The 14,951-nt window shown below is 64.5% G+C and carries 14 protein-coding genes; 13 read left to right on the top strand and 1 reads right to left on the bottom strand.

What is annotated here, in order from left to right:
• Window positions 1-9: 9 nt before the first annotated feature.
• The 7 genes from ACHIRB_RS03500 (at window position 10) to ACHIRB_RS03470 (ending at window position 8,075) form a co-directional block, all read left to right on the top strand.
• Window positions 10-1,011 carry a helix-turn-helix transcriptional regulator gene (locus tag ACHIRB_RS03500; RefSeq protein WP_395123397.1) on the top strand — a complete coding sequence of 334 codons (1,002 nt, stop codon included), beginning with the start codon at window positions 10-12 and terminating at the stop codon, window positions 1,009-1,011.
• On the top strand, window positions 1,008-2,009 hold the full coding sequence (locus ACHIRB_RS03495; RefSeq protein ID WP_395123398.1) for a helix-turn-helix transcriptional regulator: 1,002 nt from the start codon (window positions 1,008-1,010) through the stop codon (window positions 2,007-2,009). The genes ACHIRB_RS03500 and ACHIRB_RS03495 overlap by 4 nt, the downstream gene beginning before the upstream one ends.
• Window positions 2,009-3,046: a 2-dehydropantoate 2-reductase gene (locus tag ACHIRB_RS03490; protein WP_395123399.1), complete on the top strand. Its 1,038-nt coding sequence runs from the start codon at window positions 2,009-2,011 to the stop codon at window positions 3,044-3,046. The genes ACHIRB_RS03495 and ACHIRB_RS03490 overlap by 1 nt, the downstream gene beginning before the upstream one ends.
• A gap of 102 nt (window positions 3,047-3,148) precedes the next feature.
• Entirely contained in the window at window positions 3,149-3,418 is a 270-nt protein-coding gene (tatA, locus tag ACHIRB_RS03485; RefSeq protein WP_199701432.1) for a Sec-independent protein translocase subunit TatA, read from the top strand.
• A gap of 72 nt (window positions 3,419-3,490) precedes the next feature.
• A complete protein-coding gene (gene tatC, locus ACHIRB_RS03480) occupies window positions 3,491-4,417 on the top strand; it encodes a twin-arginine translocase subunit TatC (protein WP_395123400.1) in 927 nt (308 codons plus the stop codon).
• Window positions 4,380-7,142, top strand: a complete 2,763-nt coding sequence (locus ACHIRB_RS03475; RefSeq protein WP_395123401.1) for a DEAD/DEAH box helicase — start codon at window positions 4,380-4,382, stop codon at window positions 7,140-7,142. The genes tatC and ACHIRB_RS03475 overlap by 38 nt, the downstream gene beginning before the upstream one ends.
• A 99-nt stretch (window positions 7,143-7,241) precedes the next feature.
• Window positions 7,242-8,075 (top strand): DUF4333 domain-containing protein, encoded by an 834-nt coding sequence (locus ACHIRB_RS03470; RefSeq protein ID WP_395116058.1) that lies wholly within the window; start codon window positions 7,242-7,244, stop codon window positions 8,073-8,075.
• A 62-nt stretch (window positions 8,076-8,137) separates the two neighbouring features.
• Here the strand turns inward: ACHIRB_RS03470 and ACHIRB_RS03465 are convergent, their stop codons facing one another.
• A complete protein-coding gene (locus ACHIRB_RS03465; RefSeq protein ID WP_395116060.1) occupies window positions 8,138-9,079 on the bottom strand; it encodes a 5'-3' exonuclease in 942 nt (313 codons plus the stop codon).
• A gap of 63 nt (window positions 9,080-9,142) precedes the next feature.
• Here ACHIRB_RS03465 and ACHIRB_RS03460 point away from each other — a divergent pair, with 63 nt between their 5' ends.
• The 6 genes from ACHIRB_RS03460 to ACHIRB_RS03435 are packed head-to-tail and all read left to right on the top strand — an operon-like array spanning window position 9,143 to window position 14,926.
• A complete protein-coding gene (locus ACHIRB_RS03460) occupies window positions 9,143-10,267 on the top strand; it encodes a M24 family metallopeptidase (RefSeq protein WP_395123402.1) in 1,125 nt (374 codons plus the stop codon).
• A 37-nt stretch (window positions 10,268-10,304) separates the two neighbouring features.
• Complete coding sequence (locus ACHIRB_RS03455; protein ID WP_395116064.1) at window positions 10,305-11,189, top strand: STAS domain-containing protein; 885 nt, start codon at window positions 10,305-10,307, stop codon at window positions 11,187-11,189.
• Between the two features lie 19 nt (window positions 11,190-11,208).
• Window positions 11,209-11,598, top strand: a complete 390-nt coding sequence (locus ACHIRB_RS03450; protein WP_395123403.1) for an STAS domain-containing protein — start codon at window positions 11,209-11,211, stop codon at window positions 11,596-11,598.
• Window positions 11,588-12,004 carry an ATP-binding protein gene (locus ACHIRB_RS03445; RefSeq protein ID WP_199701448.1) on the top strand — a complete coding sequence of 139 codons (417 nt, stop codon included), beginning with the start codon at window positions 11,588-11,590 and terminating at the stop codon, window positions 12,002-12,004. Before ACHIRB_RS03450 ends, ACHIRB_RS03445 begins: the two co-directional genes overlap by 11 nt.
• Window positions 11,988-12,641 carry a SpoIIE family protein phosphatase gene (locus ACHIRB_RS03440; protein ID WP_307829456.1) on the top strand — a complete coding sequence of 218 codons (654 nt, stop codon included), beginning with the start codon at window positions 11,988-11,990 and terminating at the stop codon, window positions 12,639-12,641. The genes ACHIRB_RS03445 and ACHIRB_RS03440 overlap by 17 nt, the downstream gene beginning before the upstream one ends.
• A complete protein-coding gene (locus ACHIRB_RS03435) occupies window positions 12,638-14,926 on the top strand; it encodes a SpoIIE family protein phosphatase (protein ID WP_395123404.1) in 2,289 nt (762 codons plus the stop codon). Before ACHIRB_RS03440 ends, ACHIRB_RS03435 begins: the two co-directional genes overlap by 4 nt.
• The last annotated feature ends 25 nt before the right edge of the window (window positions 14,927-14,951 follow it).

Raw genomic sequence — 14,951 nt, 5'->3', positions numbered from 1 at the left:
CCTGTCGTGGTGGCGATTTCCAAGGTCGAGCGGTTGATGAATCTTGTCATCGCGCTGCTCTCGACCAGGCAGTACCTAACAGCGGAACGAATCAGGGACAGCGTTGCCGGATACGACGATTCGGCAAGTTACGAAGCGTTCAGTCGCATGTTCGAGCGCGACAAGAACGAACTTCGCGATCTCGGAGTGCCCCTCGAAACGGGTGCCTCGTCGCGGTTCTCGACTGTCGAGGGGTATCGCATCAGCCGCGCCGCCTACGAACTGCCCGAGATCGACCTCACCAGTGAGGAGGCGACAGCGGTCGCCGTCGCGGTGCAGCTGTGGGAATCACCCGAGTTGGCGGCAGCAGCGCAGAGCGCGATGCTCAAACTCCGAGCAGCGGGTGTGCAGGTCGATCAAGACTCCGCTGCCGCGGCCGTCACGCCCGTCCCAGCGCGCACCCGTGGTTCCGAACCTGCCCTCGGCAAACTGCTCGCCGCGATCGATTCGGGTCGTGCCGTGCGCTTCGAGCACCGCAGCGCCGCGAACGAACCCTTTCGCAGGCGCAATGTCGAACCGTGGGGTGTCGTCACCCACAGCGGGCGGTGGTACCTCGTCGGACATGATCTGGATCGTGACGCCGTGCGTACGTTCCGGCTCTCCAGGATCGGCGACGACGTTGCCGCGTACGGACCCGTCGACGCGGTGAACAAACCCGACAACGTCGATCTGCGTGACATCGTCGATCGCGTCACCGGCATCGCCGGAGTAGCGGGCACGGCGACGGTATGGGTAGCAGACGGTCGTGCGCACGAACTTCGACGCCTCGGCCGGGAAATCGAAGAACGCCGGATCGGTGCACGATCGGGAAGTGTTCTCGAAATTCCGGTGCGGACGTGGGACTGGGTCGCGCGGCTGATCACCGGCCACGGTGCCGACGCACTGGTGATCGCCCCCACCGAACTACGCGACGACGTCGTCGAGCGGCTGCGTGCGGTTGCCGGCGTCACGCACACGGAGGCTCGCCGATGAGCGCCCGTTTGTCGGTGCGGCTTGCTCGGCTGCTCAACATGGTTCCGTACTTCATCGCCAATCCCGGAATCAGCGCGGCGGAAGCGGCCGTCGAGCTCGGTGTGACAACCAAACAGTTGATGGACGATCTGAATCAACTGTGGATGTGCGGTCTGCCCGGCTACGGCCCCGGCGACCTGATCGACCTCTCGTTCTCCGAGGAAAGTATCGAGGTCACCTTCTCGGCCGGAATCGATCGACCGTTGCGACTCACGTCGACGGAGGCAACCGCGTTGCTCGTGGCGTTGAGGTCGATCGTGGAGATGCCAGGAATGGTCGACCCGACCGCTGCCCAGGGTGCGATGGCAAAGATCGAGTCGGCCGCCGGAGCCGCAGCGGTTGCCCGGCACAGCGACGATGCCGACAGCGACCAGGAGTCGACGAGCGAGGAGCGTGGCGTCCGACTGCCCGAACATCCAGCTGTAGCCACCGTGCGTTCCGCGCTCAACCACGGCCATGCGCTGCGGCTGGTGTACTACTCGGCCAGCCGTGATGCGATCTCCGAGCGTGTCGTCGATCCGATTCGTATCGTGCTGGTCGACAATCACAGCTATCTGCAGGCGTGGTGCCGACATGCTGAGGGGGTCAGGCTGTTTCGCTTCGACAGGATCGACGAGGCGAACGAACTCGACGAGCAGGCCCGCCCGCCCGCAGCCGCCATGGCAGAACAGTCCGCGCTCGAATTGTTCAGCGACGACCCGGCGCTTCCTCTGGCACGGTTGCAGATCGCGAGCGATTCGGTGTGGGTGCTCGACCACTATCCGATGAATCAGCTTGCACTCAACGACGACGGGAGCATCGAGGCGACGATGAGATTTGCCACGCTCGATTGGATGGCCCGAATGGTTCTCGGATTCGGTTCCGGAATCACGGTCCTCGATCCACCCGCACTCGTCGCGTCGCTGCGCGAACGGGCAGGCGCCGCACTCGCCGCTTACGTTGACCTCGAGGCGCTCTGATGGCAAACGATTTCGAGATCTGCGTTTTCGGTGCAGGCAATATCGGCTGTTACGTCGGGGGCAGGCTCGCTGGTGCGCGCGCGAAGGTCTCTCTTGTCGGTCGTCCGGCGATAGTCGAAGAAGTCGCGACCCATGGGCTGCATCTGACCGACCTGCACGGCGCCGATATCGAGGTCCGCCCTGCTCAACTTCGGTTCGACACTGCACCGAACCGCGCCTCGCGCGCCGATCTGATTCTCGTCACCGTAAAGGCCGGATCGACGGACGAAGCAGGTCGGTCACTCGCGCCGCTGGTCAGGCCGGGCACTGTGGTGATCTCGCTGCAGAACGGCGTCCGCAACGCCGACGTGCTGCGCGAACATCTGCCCGAGTGCATCGTCCTGTCCTCGATGGTGATGTACAACGTTTCCCACCGTGGTGAAGGCCGATTCCACCAGGGCACGGAAGGCGAAATCATTGTCAGCGACCATCCGGCGCTCGATCGGTTCGCGTCGACCTTCCGCAATGCCGGTTTGCCGCTGCTAAGGGAGGCCGACCTCACCCGCGTCATGTGGGCGAAACTGCTGCTCAACCTGAACAATCCGATCAACGCACTGTCCGGAGTGCCGCTGAAAGAGGAACTGTCACAACGGAAGTACCGCAAGTGCATCGGTATGGCACAGCTGGAGGCGCTTGCGATCCTCAAGGCGGCAGGCATCCGACCGGCTCGGCTGACCTCGGTACCGCCTGCCCTCATGGCTCGGCTGCTCGGAGTGTCGAACTTCCTTTTCAAGGGCGTGGCGCAATCCGTACTGGAAATAGACCCTTTGGCGCGGACTTCGATGCTCGACGACCTCGAACTCGGACGGAAGTCGGAAATCGACTACATCTGCGGCGAGGTCGTCCGGCTCGGCGAGCAGGTGGGCAGAACCGCGCCGGTGAACGCGCGGTTGACCGAGTTGATCAAAGTCGCCGAAAACGGTGGCAGACGGCACTGGTCGGGCGCCGAATTGTTGAAGACGTTGAAGGCGTCGGGGAAGTCGGCGCCGGTCCGATGACGCAGGTGTCCACCTGAACGGGCGGCAAACTCCCAGGTTCGGTCACCGCTGGGTCCTCGTCGGTCCGGTAGCATCGATTCCACACGACTTTCGGAGGTAGACATGACCGGCGGCCTTTCCGCGTGGCACTGGGTGATCGTTGCGATTGTGGTCGTGATCCTGTTCGGCTCGAAGCGGCTGCCCGACGCCGCGCGTGGTCTTGGTAGGTCGCTGCGGATCTTCAAGAGCGAAGTCAAGGAAATGCAGAGCGAGAGCAAGGATCAGTCCGCGCAGGCAGATCCCACCCCTGCTCCAGCACCGACCGAGCTTCCCCCTGTCGCACCGCCGCAGCAGTACACAGCGTCGGAGCGTTCGGATCCCAGATCGGCTTAGTCCGCCCGATACCGCAACAGTCGGGGTGAGTTGGCTGCCCCGTGCTGAGCGCTGAGCAGGAGACAGGCGAACTTGCGCATCCCGTTCGACCCGAGACGCAGTAAACGTAGAACCAATCCCGACGGCACGATGTCGCTGGTCGATCACCTCTACGAACTGCGCACCCGACTGCTTGTATCCATCGCAGCGGTCATCCTCACCAGCATCTTCGGCTTCTACTGGTACTCGCATTCGATTATCGGGCTGGAAAGTCTCGGTGAGCTGCTTCGCGGTCCGTACTGTTCGCTGCCGTCGGAGTCGCGCGCGGATCTGAGCGTCGACGGCGCCTGCCGACTTCTTGCGACGGGACCGTTCGAGCAGTTCATGCTGCGGTTCAAGGTCGGTCTGACCGCTGGAATCGTGCTTGCGTGCCCGATCTGGCTGTATCAGATCTGGGCGTTCATCACCCCGGGTCTCTACGCGAAAGAACGACGCTACGCGGTGTCGTTCGTGACCTGCGGAGCCGTGCTCTTCGTTGCAGGCGCTGTTCTCGCCTACGTCGTCGTCTCGCAGGCTTTGGGTTTCCTGTTGACGATCGGCGACAACGTCCAGGTGACGGCGCTCAGTGGCGACCAGTACTTCGGCTTCATCATCAATCTGCTGATCATCTTCGGCGTCAGCTTCGAGATACCGTTGCTGATCGTCGGGCTGAACTTCGTCGGCGTGCTGCCCTACACACGTCTCAAGGCCTGGCGACGCGGTTTGATCTTCACGATGTTCCTCTTCGCCGCGTTCGCGACGCCTGGCCAGGATCCGTTCTCGATGCTGGCTCTCGCATTCGCGTTGACGCTGCTGCTCGAGGTCGCCATTCAGATCGGCCGCATCCACGACAGGCGTAAAGCCCGTCGCGACGGCGCCGCGAACTGGCGCGACCTCGACGACGACGAGGCGTCTCCGCTGCCGAGTCCCGACCCCGTCGCCGATGCCGAACCCCGCTCGGATTATTCGGACACCATCTGAGGTGAGCATCGATACCCGCGGACCCCAACTAGAGGCTTTTGCGGCCGAGCTGAGTTTTCCACTCGACCCGTTCCAGGTGCAGTCCTGCGTAGCGCTCGAAAACGGCCACGGCGTGCTCGTGTGCGCGCCGACGGGTGCGGGTAAAACCGTGGTCGGTGAATTCGCGGTGCATCTCGCACTCGCGGCAGGAACCAAGTGCTTCTACACGACACCGATCAAGGCGTTGAGTAACCAGAAGTTCGCGGACCTGACCGCGCGCTACGGGCGTGGGTCGGTCGGGCTGCTGACCGGCGACCAGAGCATCAACCCGGATGCGCCTGTAGTCGTGATGACGACCGAAGTGCTGCGCAACATGCTCTACGCGTCGTCGACAGCGCTGCGCGGTCTCGCGTTCGTTGTCATGGACGAGGTCCACTTCCTTGCCGATCGGTTCCGTGGCGCCGTGTGGGAAGAGGTCATTCTGCACCTGCCGGAAGACGTTCGCCTGGTCAGCTTGTCTGCGACGGTCAGCAACGCCGAGGAGTTCGGCGCCTGGATGGAGACCGTGCGAGGGAACACGACGATCGTCGTCGACGAGACCCGCCCGATCCCGCTGTGGCAGCACATCCTCGTCGGCAAGCGGATGTTCGATCTGTTCGACACCAAAGCCCAGGCTGGGCGCCCGAATGCCGGGGTTGTCGTCGATCAGGAACTCGTCCGCCATCTCAAGCAGAAGCGGGCACTCGAACGCAGCGGGTCCTGGGAGCAGTCGGGTCGTTCCGGTGGCCGCGGCCGCTCGAATCCGCGGCAGAACTTCAGACCGGTCTCACGTCCCGACGTGATCGCCAAGCTGGACGACGAAGGTTTGCTGCCCGCGATCACCTTCATCTTCAGTAGAGCCGGGTGCGACGCCGCGTTGAACCAGTGTCTGCGGTCCCGGCTGGAGCTGACGACGCCGGAACAGGTCGAGGAGATCTCGTCCGTGATTGCCAAGCACACGGCGGAACTGCCGAAAGCCGATCTGGATGTGCTCGGCTACTGGGAGTGGCGCGACGCCCTCGAACGTGGCCTCGCGGCCCATCACGCTGGTATGTTGCCCGCTTTCCGGCACACGGTCGAAGAGTTGTTCGTCAAGGGTTTGGTCCGCGCCGTTTTCGCGACGGAGACCCTCGCGCTCGGCATCAACATGCCCGCCAGAACCGTCGTCCTCGAGCGACTGGTCAAATACAACGGCGAAACCCACGCCGATCTGACGCCTGGCGAATACACCCAGCTCACCGGTCGTGCGGGCCGACGCGGCATCGACGTCGAAGGGCATGCGGTCGTCCTCTGGCATCCCGACCTCGACGCAACCGAAGTTGCGGGTCTCGCATCGACACGGACCTATCCGCTGCGGAGTTCGTTCCGCCCCGGCTACAACATGACGATCAACCTGATCGACCGAATGGGTGCCGACGATTCACGTGCGCTGCTCGAGCGGTCTTTCGCGCAGTTCCAGGCCGACAAGTCCGTGGTCGGCGCGGTGCGTGGAATCGATCGAAACGTCCGCGATCTCGAGCAACTCCGCGAAGAACTCGGCGGTGACGGCAGCGAATATCTGGAGTACGCGCAACTGCGAGAACGTATTCGCGCGCGGGAACGACTGTTGGCGCAGCAGGGCAGAACCGACACTCGGGGTGCGGCGGTCGCCGCGCTGACGGTGTTGCGACGTGGCGACGTGATCGCGATACCCGCTGGGCGTCGTTCGGGTCTGGCCGTCGTCCTCGAGGCCGACGGCGATACCGGTGACCCACGTCCCCTCGTGCTCACCGAGGACAAATGGGCGGGCCGGATCTCGGCGGCCGCCTTCCCCTCGCCCGCTGAAGCACTCGGCAGGATGCGCCTGCCCAAACATGTGGATCACCGGACCGCGCGTGCGCGGAAGGACCTGGCGTCGGCGCTTCGCAGTACCGGCATCACCGCGCCGAGCGGTCGTCGGCGTAAGCACAGTTCGCCAGCCGCGGACGACAGGGAGCTTGCGACGTTGCGCCGCGCGCTGCGTTCGCACCCCTGCCATACCTGGCCCAATCGCGATCAGCTCGCCCGCGTGGGGGAGCGCTACAGTCGACTTGCGCGCGAGACCGAGTCGATGCGTCAAAAGGTCTCTGCGACAACGAATTCGCTTGCTCGGACTTTCGATCGGATTCTCGCCCTCCTCGGCGAGCGGGGCTACATCGCGGCCGGTGCGGTGACCGAAGACGGGCGACGGCTCGGCCGAATCTATTCGGAGAGCGACCTTTTGGTGTCCGAATGTCTGCGGCAGGGACTGTGGGCCGGGCTCGCCCCCGAAGAACTCGCGGCGGTCGCGTCGAGCGTGGTCTTCGAGTCGAGGCAAGAAGGCGGCTACCCGATGGTGACGGGTCCGACCACTGCTGTCCGCCATGCGCTCACCGGGACACTTCGGGTGTGGGGCGAGCTGCGCTCGGACGAAGTCCGCCACAAACTGCCGCTCACCCGAGACCCCGATCTCGGTTTCGTCGCGGCAATCTACAATTGGGCACGCGGTGAGCCACTGGTCGACGCCTTGATCGCCGCCGGTGACAGAGGTAAGGCGTTGTCTGCAGGCGATTTCGTACGGTGGTGCAGGCAGGTGATCGATTTGCTCGATCAGCTGCACAACACGGCCGAGGATCCACAGATACGTGGAGCTGCGGCCAAGGCAGTACGGGCAATTCGCCGTGGTGTCGTGGCCGTGGACGCCGCGTAGCGGCGTCGATTGTGATTTGATTCCCTTCGCTATCCGACTCCGGTGCCGGGTGGGGAGCTACCGTGTTTACGACAGTGCGATGCGAGTGGAGGCGAAGAGATGAGCGGACCATATGGGCCTGGCGGTCCGGACGAACGATGGGGTCCCGGCGGCGAACAGCAGCCGAGCACTCCCGAAGGTGAAGGCGGTCCCGCCGACGCCACACGAGTCTTCAATACCCCGTCCGGTGGCCAGCAGAATCCGGGTCAAGGGTGGGGCAGCCAGCAGGGCCAGCCTCAGCAGCCAGGTCAGCAGTGGCCCGGTCAGCAACAGCCGCCGGCGCAGCAGCCCGGTCAGCCCGCATGGGGCGCGGCGCCGACCCAGCAGGCGCCCACCGGTGGTCAGTGGGGACAGCAGGGTGCCGACGCAGGCCAGCCCCAGTGGGGTCAGGGCGGGGGACAGCAGGGTGGGGCCCAGTGGGGCCAGGGAGCTCAGCAGCCCGGGCAACCGCAGTGGGGTGCACCAGCGCAGCCTGCGGGTAATCAATGGGGTGGCCAGCAGCCAGGGCAGCCGGCATGGGGTGGCCAGCAGCAGCCTGCAGGCAACCAGTGGGGAACTCCCGGCGCACCCGCGACGTCAGGCACGAAGTCGAAGACGCCGTTGTTCATCGGTCTCGGCATCCTGGCGGTCGTCGTCATCGGCGCAATCGTTGCTGCAGTGCTGCTGCTCGGATCTTCCTCGCTCGATCAGAATGCCGCACAAGAAGGCGTCAAGAAGATTCTGACCGAGAACTACGGTGCCGAGAACGTCGAGAACGTTTCCTGCCCAGCGGATCAGAAGGTCGAGAAGGACGCGACCTTCGAATGCGACGTGAGTGTCGACGGCGAAGACAAGAAGGTCACCGTGACGTTCACCAACGACGACGGTGAGTACGAGGTCGGCCGACCGAAGTAGGCAGCCAACCTGCACCGGACACAGGAGCCGCCGACACGAACGTGTCGGCGGCTTTGTGTTTGCTAGCGGTTTCGCATCGCGGCGACGAGTCGGGCTACCGAGCTTTCCGCGCCGTAGCGAACGGCGAGTTCGTCCAATTTCGCCGGATCGGCCGGTTCGCGCGGCAGCAGATCCGGACCGGAGGCAACGATCTCGGCGTCTCTGGCAACGCGAACGACCATGGTCGCCGCGTCGAGGTAGTCGGTAGCGGCGGCGAGTTTCGCCCTGACGCCGCGGGCGATGTCGGAGTCGGGATCGTCGATGGCGGCACGCAGCTTGGCGATCGTGCCGAACCGCAGCATCAGGGTCGAGGCCGTTTTCTCGCCGATGCCTGCGACGCCGGGCAGGCCGTCGGAACTGTCACCGCGCAAGGTCGCGAGATCGGCGTAGGCGTCGCCTGCATTCTCGACGGGTACGCCGTACTTCGCGGCAACCTCGGCGGGACCGAACAGTTCGGCCTTCGCGAGTCCGCGGCCGATGTAGAGCACCCTGACGGAGTTCGGTTCGTCGCTCGCGAGTTGCAGCAGGTCGCGGTCGCCGCTGACGACGACGACGTCGTCCGTCTTCTCCTGTGTCGCAAGCGTTCCCAGCACGTCGTCGGCTTCGAATCCGACTGCGCCCGCGGTCGCGATGCCTGCGGCTTCGAGCACTTCGTGAATCATCGCTACCTGTGGGCCTAGCAGGTCCGGCACTTCCTCGGTGTTGGTCGCGGCGCCGTCGGGTGCGAGTCGGTGCGTCTTGTAGGTCGGTATGGCGTCGACACGGAACTGGGGACGCCAGTCGAAGTCGAGACACACGACCAGCCGCGTCGGAGCCTGTCGGGTGATCAACTGCGCGACCATGTCGGTGAAGCCGCGCAGTGCGTTCACCGGTCGACCGTCGGGTCCGACAATCGAGTCCGGGACGCCGTGAAACGCCCGAAACCACATGCTCGCGCCATCCAGCAACATCAGTCGTCCACTCATGACCGCCATCCTGCCAACCGAGTCGAGGTGATGGCGCGGCGCCTGGTGACTAATGTTGTGGCCATGACGAATTCCGCACGTTTTCCGAGTGCCGTCTACGCCACGCGACTAGCCCGCGCCGCTGAGCTGAGCGCCGCAGCCGGTCTCGACGGTCTGCTGATCACCCCCGGCCCCGACCTGCAGTACCTGCTCGGTTCGCGGGCGGAGTCGTTCGAGCGGCTGACCTGTCTCGTCATACCTGCGGACGGGTCCGGCGCGCGGATCGTCGTGCCGAAAATGGAACTGGCCGCACTCGGCGGCTCGGCCACCGCCGACCTCGGTCTCGAGGTACTCGACTGGGTGGACGGTGACGACCCGTATCTGCTCGCAGGTTCGGTGTTGCCACCCAAGCCTGCGACCGCGGTCACCGACGCGATGCCCGCGTTGCATCTGCTCCCGCTCGCCTCGAATTTCGGAACGACTCCGGTACTGGCCACCGCGGTGTTGCGGCAACTGCGAATGATCAAGGACGCCGACGAGATCGAGGCGTTGCGCCGAGCGGGCGCCGCCATCGATCGGGTGCACGCGCGGATGGCGGAGTGGATCGTCGCGGGGCGGACCGAGGCCGAGGTAGCGGCGGACATCGAAGCTGCGATCGTGGCCGAAGGCCATACCGAAGCGGAGTTCGTCATCGTCGGATCCGGACCGAACGGCGCAGATCCGCACCACGAGGTATCCGATCGTCGCATCGAGGCAGGTGACGTGGTTGTGGTCGACATCGGCGGTCCGGTCGAACCCGGCTACAACTCCGATTCGACCCGGACCTACTCGGTCGGCGATCCGGGCGATGACGCCTCGACACGAATTGCGGTTCTGGCGCAGGCGCAGGCAGCCGCAGTCGCCGCGGTCCGTCCCGGAGTTACTGCCGAGGCCGTGGACGCCGCTGCACGCAACGTCCTCGCCGAGGCAGGATTGGCGGACGCCTTCATCCACCGCACCGGCCACGGCATCGGGCTCTCGGTCCACGAGGATCCGTACATCGTTGCCGGCAACACCCTCGTCCTCGAACCGGGCATGGCGTTCAGCATCGAGCCGGGCATCTACTTCAAGGGCCAGTGGGGGGCGCGGATCGAAGACATCGTCGTCGTCACGGCCGACGGATGCGAATCGATGAACAATCAGCCGCATGGCCTGACCAGCGTCGACTAGGCTCACCGCAGCTTTGTTCAGCTATCTGGGAGGTCCGATGTCCGCTGCTGGGTCGATCGACACCGCTGTGTCGAGCGAGGCACTGTTACCTCAACTGGTCGAGCACCTTCGGCAGAATCGAACCATCCTTCGTGAAGAGTGGGCTCGACGCATCACCGCGGCCGAGTTGTTGACCGCCATGACGCCGGAGGAACTCTTCTCCGAAGCGACGTCGGTGTACGACAACTACGTCGAGGTGCTCGAGACCGGCAGCGTCGAGGCGCTGCAGGCGTATGCGCGCGACCTTTCCGAACGCATCATCCCTCGCGGCGTCGAGACCGACGAGGTTCTCGGCATCGTGCTGCTGCTGCGTGACGTGCTCGCCCGCTCCCTGTTCGAGAAGTACCAATCGGACTTCACACTGCTCAATCGGGTGCTCGATGCGTACGAGCCTGCTGCGAACCGCATCGCCAACACGGTCGGCGTCAGCTTCGTTCAGGAACGCGAACGCATCATCCGGCAGCAGCAGGAGGCTATTCGCGAACTGTCGACACCGGTGCTGCAGGTGCGCGAGCAGTTGCTGATTCTCCCGATCATCGGTGTGCTGGACGGTCAGCGAGCGCGGCAGCTCACGGAGCAGTTGTTGCGTGCGATCCGTGCCAACCGCGCGAAGGTCGTCGTCATCGACATCACCGGTGTACCGACGATCGACGTCACGGTCGCCAATCACCTCGTGCAGACCGTCGATGCGTCGGGTCTGATGGGCGCCAACGTCATCATCACGGGGTTGTCGTCGGAGATCGCGCTGACGCTGGTCACCATCGGTCTCGACCTGTCGAAGATGAATGCTGTCGGCGACCTGCAGGGTGGCATCGAAGAGGCCGAGCGGTTGCTCGGATACGAAGTGAGTCGTGCCGGAGATTCCGTGCGCGATGTGCCTTAGCCGTTAGGCGCGTTCGGTAATGCCGGTACCGATTCTCAAGCAGGGCACCTACCTGATCGCGACCGTTCAGGCGGCTCTGAGCGACGCCGATGCGGAGCGGTTGCAGGACGATCTGATGGAACGGGTCAGTCGTTTCAGGTCGCAGGGCATCATCGTCGACGTGACCGCGATCGACGTGATGGATTCGTTCGCTGCGCGAGCGTTGCGAACTATTGCGCACATGACTCGGCTGCGCGGCGCCGACACCGTCATCGTCGGTCTGCAGCCGGAGGTCGCGTTCGCGATGGTCCAGCTCGGCCTGACGTTCGACGATATGCAGACGTCGCTGGATCTGGAGGAGGGTCTCGCGCTGCTGGACAATCAGCTCGCGAGCCGTCGCAGTACGAGGGGACACCACGGTGGCAGCTGACCGCGTCGTAGCGGTCGACACTCCCGACGACATCGTCACCGCTCGTCAGGCAGGCCACGATCTGGCGACCGGACTCGGGTTCTCGTTGACCGACGTGACAATGATCGCCACGGCCATTTCCGAGGTCGCGCGAAACATCACGAGCTATGCCGGCCGTGGCGAGATTCGGCTGACGATCTCCAGTCGCGAGAATCGCACCGCCCTGATCATCGAGGCCGCAGACAACGGTCCTGGAATCGCCGATATAGCAAGGGCTTTGGAGGACGGATACTCGACCGGCCGTGGACTCGGTCTCGGCTTACCCGGTGCGCGTCGCCTGATGGACCGTCTCGAGGTGCATTCGACGTTGGGTCATGGCACCGTGATCGAGATGTGGAAGTGGGCGCCGCGTGACACGGGAATCTGAGGTCGCGCACACGGTCCGTTCGAGCGGAAAGGTCGGTCCCGTCGAGTGGGCGATGGCCGGCCGGGCGCTGCCAGGTGAAGCTGCGTTCGGCGATCGCGGGGTCGTCCTCGATGCAGGTGACGGTAGCGCGGTGTTCGGTGTGATCGATGGTCTCGGCCATGGAGAGGCCGCGGCGCTTGCCGCAGACATCGCAGCGTCGGTACTGACCGAGAATTCGGCCGAGCCACTCGACGTGCTCATGTTGCTCAGCCACCGTGCTCTCACCGCAACGCGAGGAGCCGCAATCTCTTTGGCGTCGATCAACTTTGCCGACTCCCGAGTGGACTGGCTCGGTGTCGGAAACGTGGCCGCTGTTGTGATCGGTGTTGCGCCCGGCGGGCTCGAGGTTCGCGCGACGGCGCCGCTGATCGGGGGAATAGTCGGCTACCGGCTCCCGACCGTGCAGTCCTACGCTGTCACCATGCGCCCAGGTGACCTTCTGGTGCTGGCAAGTGACGGAATCGTCGGCGACTTCGTTGCGAGCGTCGACCTTTCGCACCGAGCCGACGAGATCGTCGCCGCTATCGTCGACAGCCACGCCAGGGCCTCCGACGATGCCTTCGTTCTCGCCGCGCGCCATCGCGGGACAGTGTCGTGAGCGCGGTCGATGTCTTCAGAGGTGAGTATCGGTCCGCGCTGATCGAGCATCTGCGCCTACGGACCGAGGCAAGTCTCGTTGTGGGGCACGAACTCGGTAGGCATGCACTCGTCGACGATGTCAGCCTGCTCGATGTCACCGAGAACCATTTTCGGATCGTGAGCGAGTTGGAGCAGGCGCCGACGAAGCCGCCGACCGATCTTGCCGAAGTTGCCCTCCGTTTTCTGTTGCAGACGTTGACCGCACTCGATGTTGCAACGCGTGGCTTTCTCGAAGGCACCCGACGGTTCGAGCAGCAGCGCGCCCGCGCGAACAAGCTCGCCGACCGGGACGAGTTTCGCCGTGCAGTGATCGATTCGCTGCAAGACGGCTTTTTCGTCACCGACGAGGCGGGCAGCATCGTCGAGGTCAACTCGGCGTTCGCTGCGATGACCGGGTACGACTCCGACCACCTGCCGTACCCGTGGCCGTATCCGTGGCTCTCGCGCAGCGCGGGATCGGACGGCGACTTCGAGTCGAACTTCACCATCGATGCCCTTCGCAACGGCACCAGGCTGTCGGTGCCGATCACACACAGCGACGGACGCAAGGTGTGGTTGGCCATCACGACCAGCCCACTCGAGGGCGTCGACGGTGCCGGATCGATCTTCGTCGGGACGATCCGCGATATCACCGTCGAACGGCATGCCGCTGATCGAGAGCAGGCTGCGATCCGGCTCGCGACGGCGATCGCCCCCGCGACCAGTGTTGCCGATGTGCTGACGATCGGAATTCGCGAATGTCGTGACGGTGTGGGTGCGCGGCGTGGCCTCGCTGTCGTGTGGACCGATCGGTTTTCCGATCCTGCCGTCTACTCGGCGACGGGGGAGAGCGTGAATTGGTCCGATCTCGATGCCGCCGAGCGCGACATTCTGGAACGTGCGCGCCTGCAACCTGCGCTCACAGCGGTTTCGGTACCAGATGCGGATCTGCCCGACACCGCACACAGCATCTCGGCGGCGATCAGCGGCGCGGCCGACGCGGCCTTGTGGTTGGAATATGTTGCACCGCAACGGTCCACGGCGATCGATCGAGCCTTGGTGACGATGATGGCCGGCCACCTGAGCCTGGCATTGCAGCGCGCGCGCTCCTACGACATCGCCCGCGAAACGTCGTTGACGCTGCAACGCGCGATGTTGGGCCCGATCGCGCTGCCACCCGGTTTCGCGGTTCGCTACGAGCCTGCGACGCCACCGCTGGAGATCGGCGGCGACTGGTACGACGTCGTTGTGCTCCCTGGCGAGCGGTTCGGTGTCATCGTCGGTGACTGTGTCGGTCGAGGTCTGGCCGCGGCGGCTGTGATGGGTCAACTGCGCAGCGCGGCGAACGCGTTGATGCTGCGAGGTGCCGGACCCGGGCAACTGCTCGACGAACTCGACGATGTCGCCGGTCGCATCCCCGGCGCGGAGTGCACGACCGTATGCGCAGGAATCATCGATCCGATCCGCGGTTCGTTCACCTACAGCAGTGCCGGACACATGCCTGCACTGCTCGCCGCTCCGGACGTATCGGGTGAGCGACTCGAGGGCGGACGAGCACTGCCGCTCGCAAGCTTCGACTGCTCGCCTCGTCCCGAGACGACGGTGCAGTTGCCGACCGGTTCGACGCTTGTGGTTTATACCGATGGACTGGTCGAGCGGCGCACCGAATCCATCGACATCGGTATCGACAAGGTCGGCGAGGTGCTGCTCGAATTGAGTCGACGAGCTCCTGACGACGTAGCCGATGCCGTCCTTGCGCTGTTGCAACCGAGCGAGGGTTACGACGACGATGTCGCCATGGTGATTTATCGGCAGCCGCCGTTGCCGATGCTCATCGAGGTACCGGCCGAAGGCACACAACTCGGCGTCCTTCGGGCCCGGTTACGCACGTGGATGGACTCGTGTGGCGTGCCCGAGCAAGTTGTCGTCGACAGCATTCTCGCTGTCAACGAGGCCTTTTCCAACAGCGTCGAGCACGCCTTCCGCAATGTCGAGCCGGGTCGCGTCACGGTGACCGCCGTTGCAACCGTCGACGAGCTGCGGTTCACCGTCAGCGATACCGGTACTTGGAAAGAGCAGGCAGCCGATCCGGGATACCGCGGTCGGGGCCTGCCGATGATGCGGGCGTTGACCGACGCGGTCACGATCGAACGATCCGATGCTGGAACAACTGTGCGAATGTCGACCGTGTTGACGGGTCATCCAGTGTCGAAGCATCAGCCGAACGCCGCACGTCAGCGCGATAACGACGGCGTACGTCGGTGAAAGGTGGGGCCGCGAGTTGTGTGGT

The organism is Antrihabitans spumae, from assembly GCF_043944905.1.
GTDB lineage: Bacteria > Actinomycetota > Actinomycetes > Mycobacteriales > Mycobacteriaceae > Antrihabitans > Antrihabitans spumae.
The sequence above is the reverse complement of the archived record's forward strand: the minus strand, read 5'-3'. Positions and strand labels throughout refer to the sequence as shown.

Excerpts from the sequence above, each read along its gene's own strand:
- ACHIRB_RS03495 (WP_395123398.1), top strand. The coding sequence starts at position 1,008 with ATGAGCGCCCGTTTGTCGGTGCGGCTTGCTCGGCTGCTCAACATGGTT.
- ACHIRB_RS03490 (WP_395123399.1), top strand. The coding sequence starts at position 2,009 with ATGGCAAACGATTTCGAGATCTGCGTTTTCGGTGCAGGCAATATCGGC.
- tatA (WP_199701432.1), top strand. The coding sequence starts at position 3,149 with ATGACCGGCGGCCTTTCCGCGTGGCACTGGGTGATCGTTGCGATTGTG.
- ACHIRB_RS03475 (WP_395123401.1), top strand. The coding sequence starts at position 4,380 with ATGCCGAACCCCGCTCGGATTATTCGGACACCATCTGAGGTGAGCATC.
- ACHIRB_RS03470 (WP_395116058.1), top strand. The coding sequence starts at position 7,242 with ATGAGCGGACCATATGGGCCTGGCGGTCCGGACGAACGATGGGGTCCC.
- ACHIRB_RS03465 (WP_395116060.1), bottom strand. The coding sequence starts at position 9,079 with ATGAGTGGACGACTGATGTTGCTGGATGGCGCGAGCATGTGGTTTCGG.
- ACHIRB_RS03460 (WP_395123402.1), top strand. The coding sequence starts at position 9,143 with ATGACGAATTCCGCACGTTTTCCGAGTGCCGTCTACGCCACGCGACTA.
- ACHIRB_RS03455 (WP_395116064.1), top strand. The coding sequence starts at position 10,305 with ATGTCCGCTGCTGGGTCGATCGACACCGCTGTGTCGAGCGAGGCACTG.
- ACHIRB_RS03450 (WP_395123403.1), top strand. The coding sequence starts at position 11,209 with ATGCCGGTACCGATTCTCAAGCAGGGCACCTACCTGATCGCGACCGTT.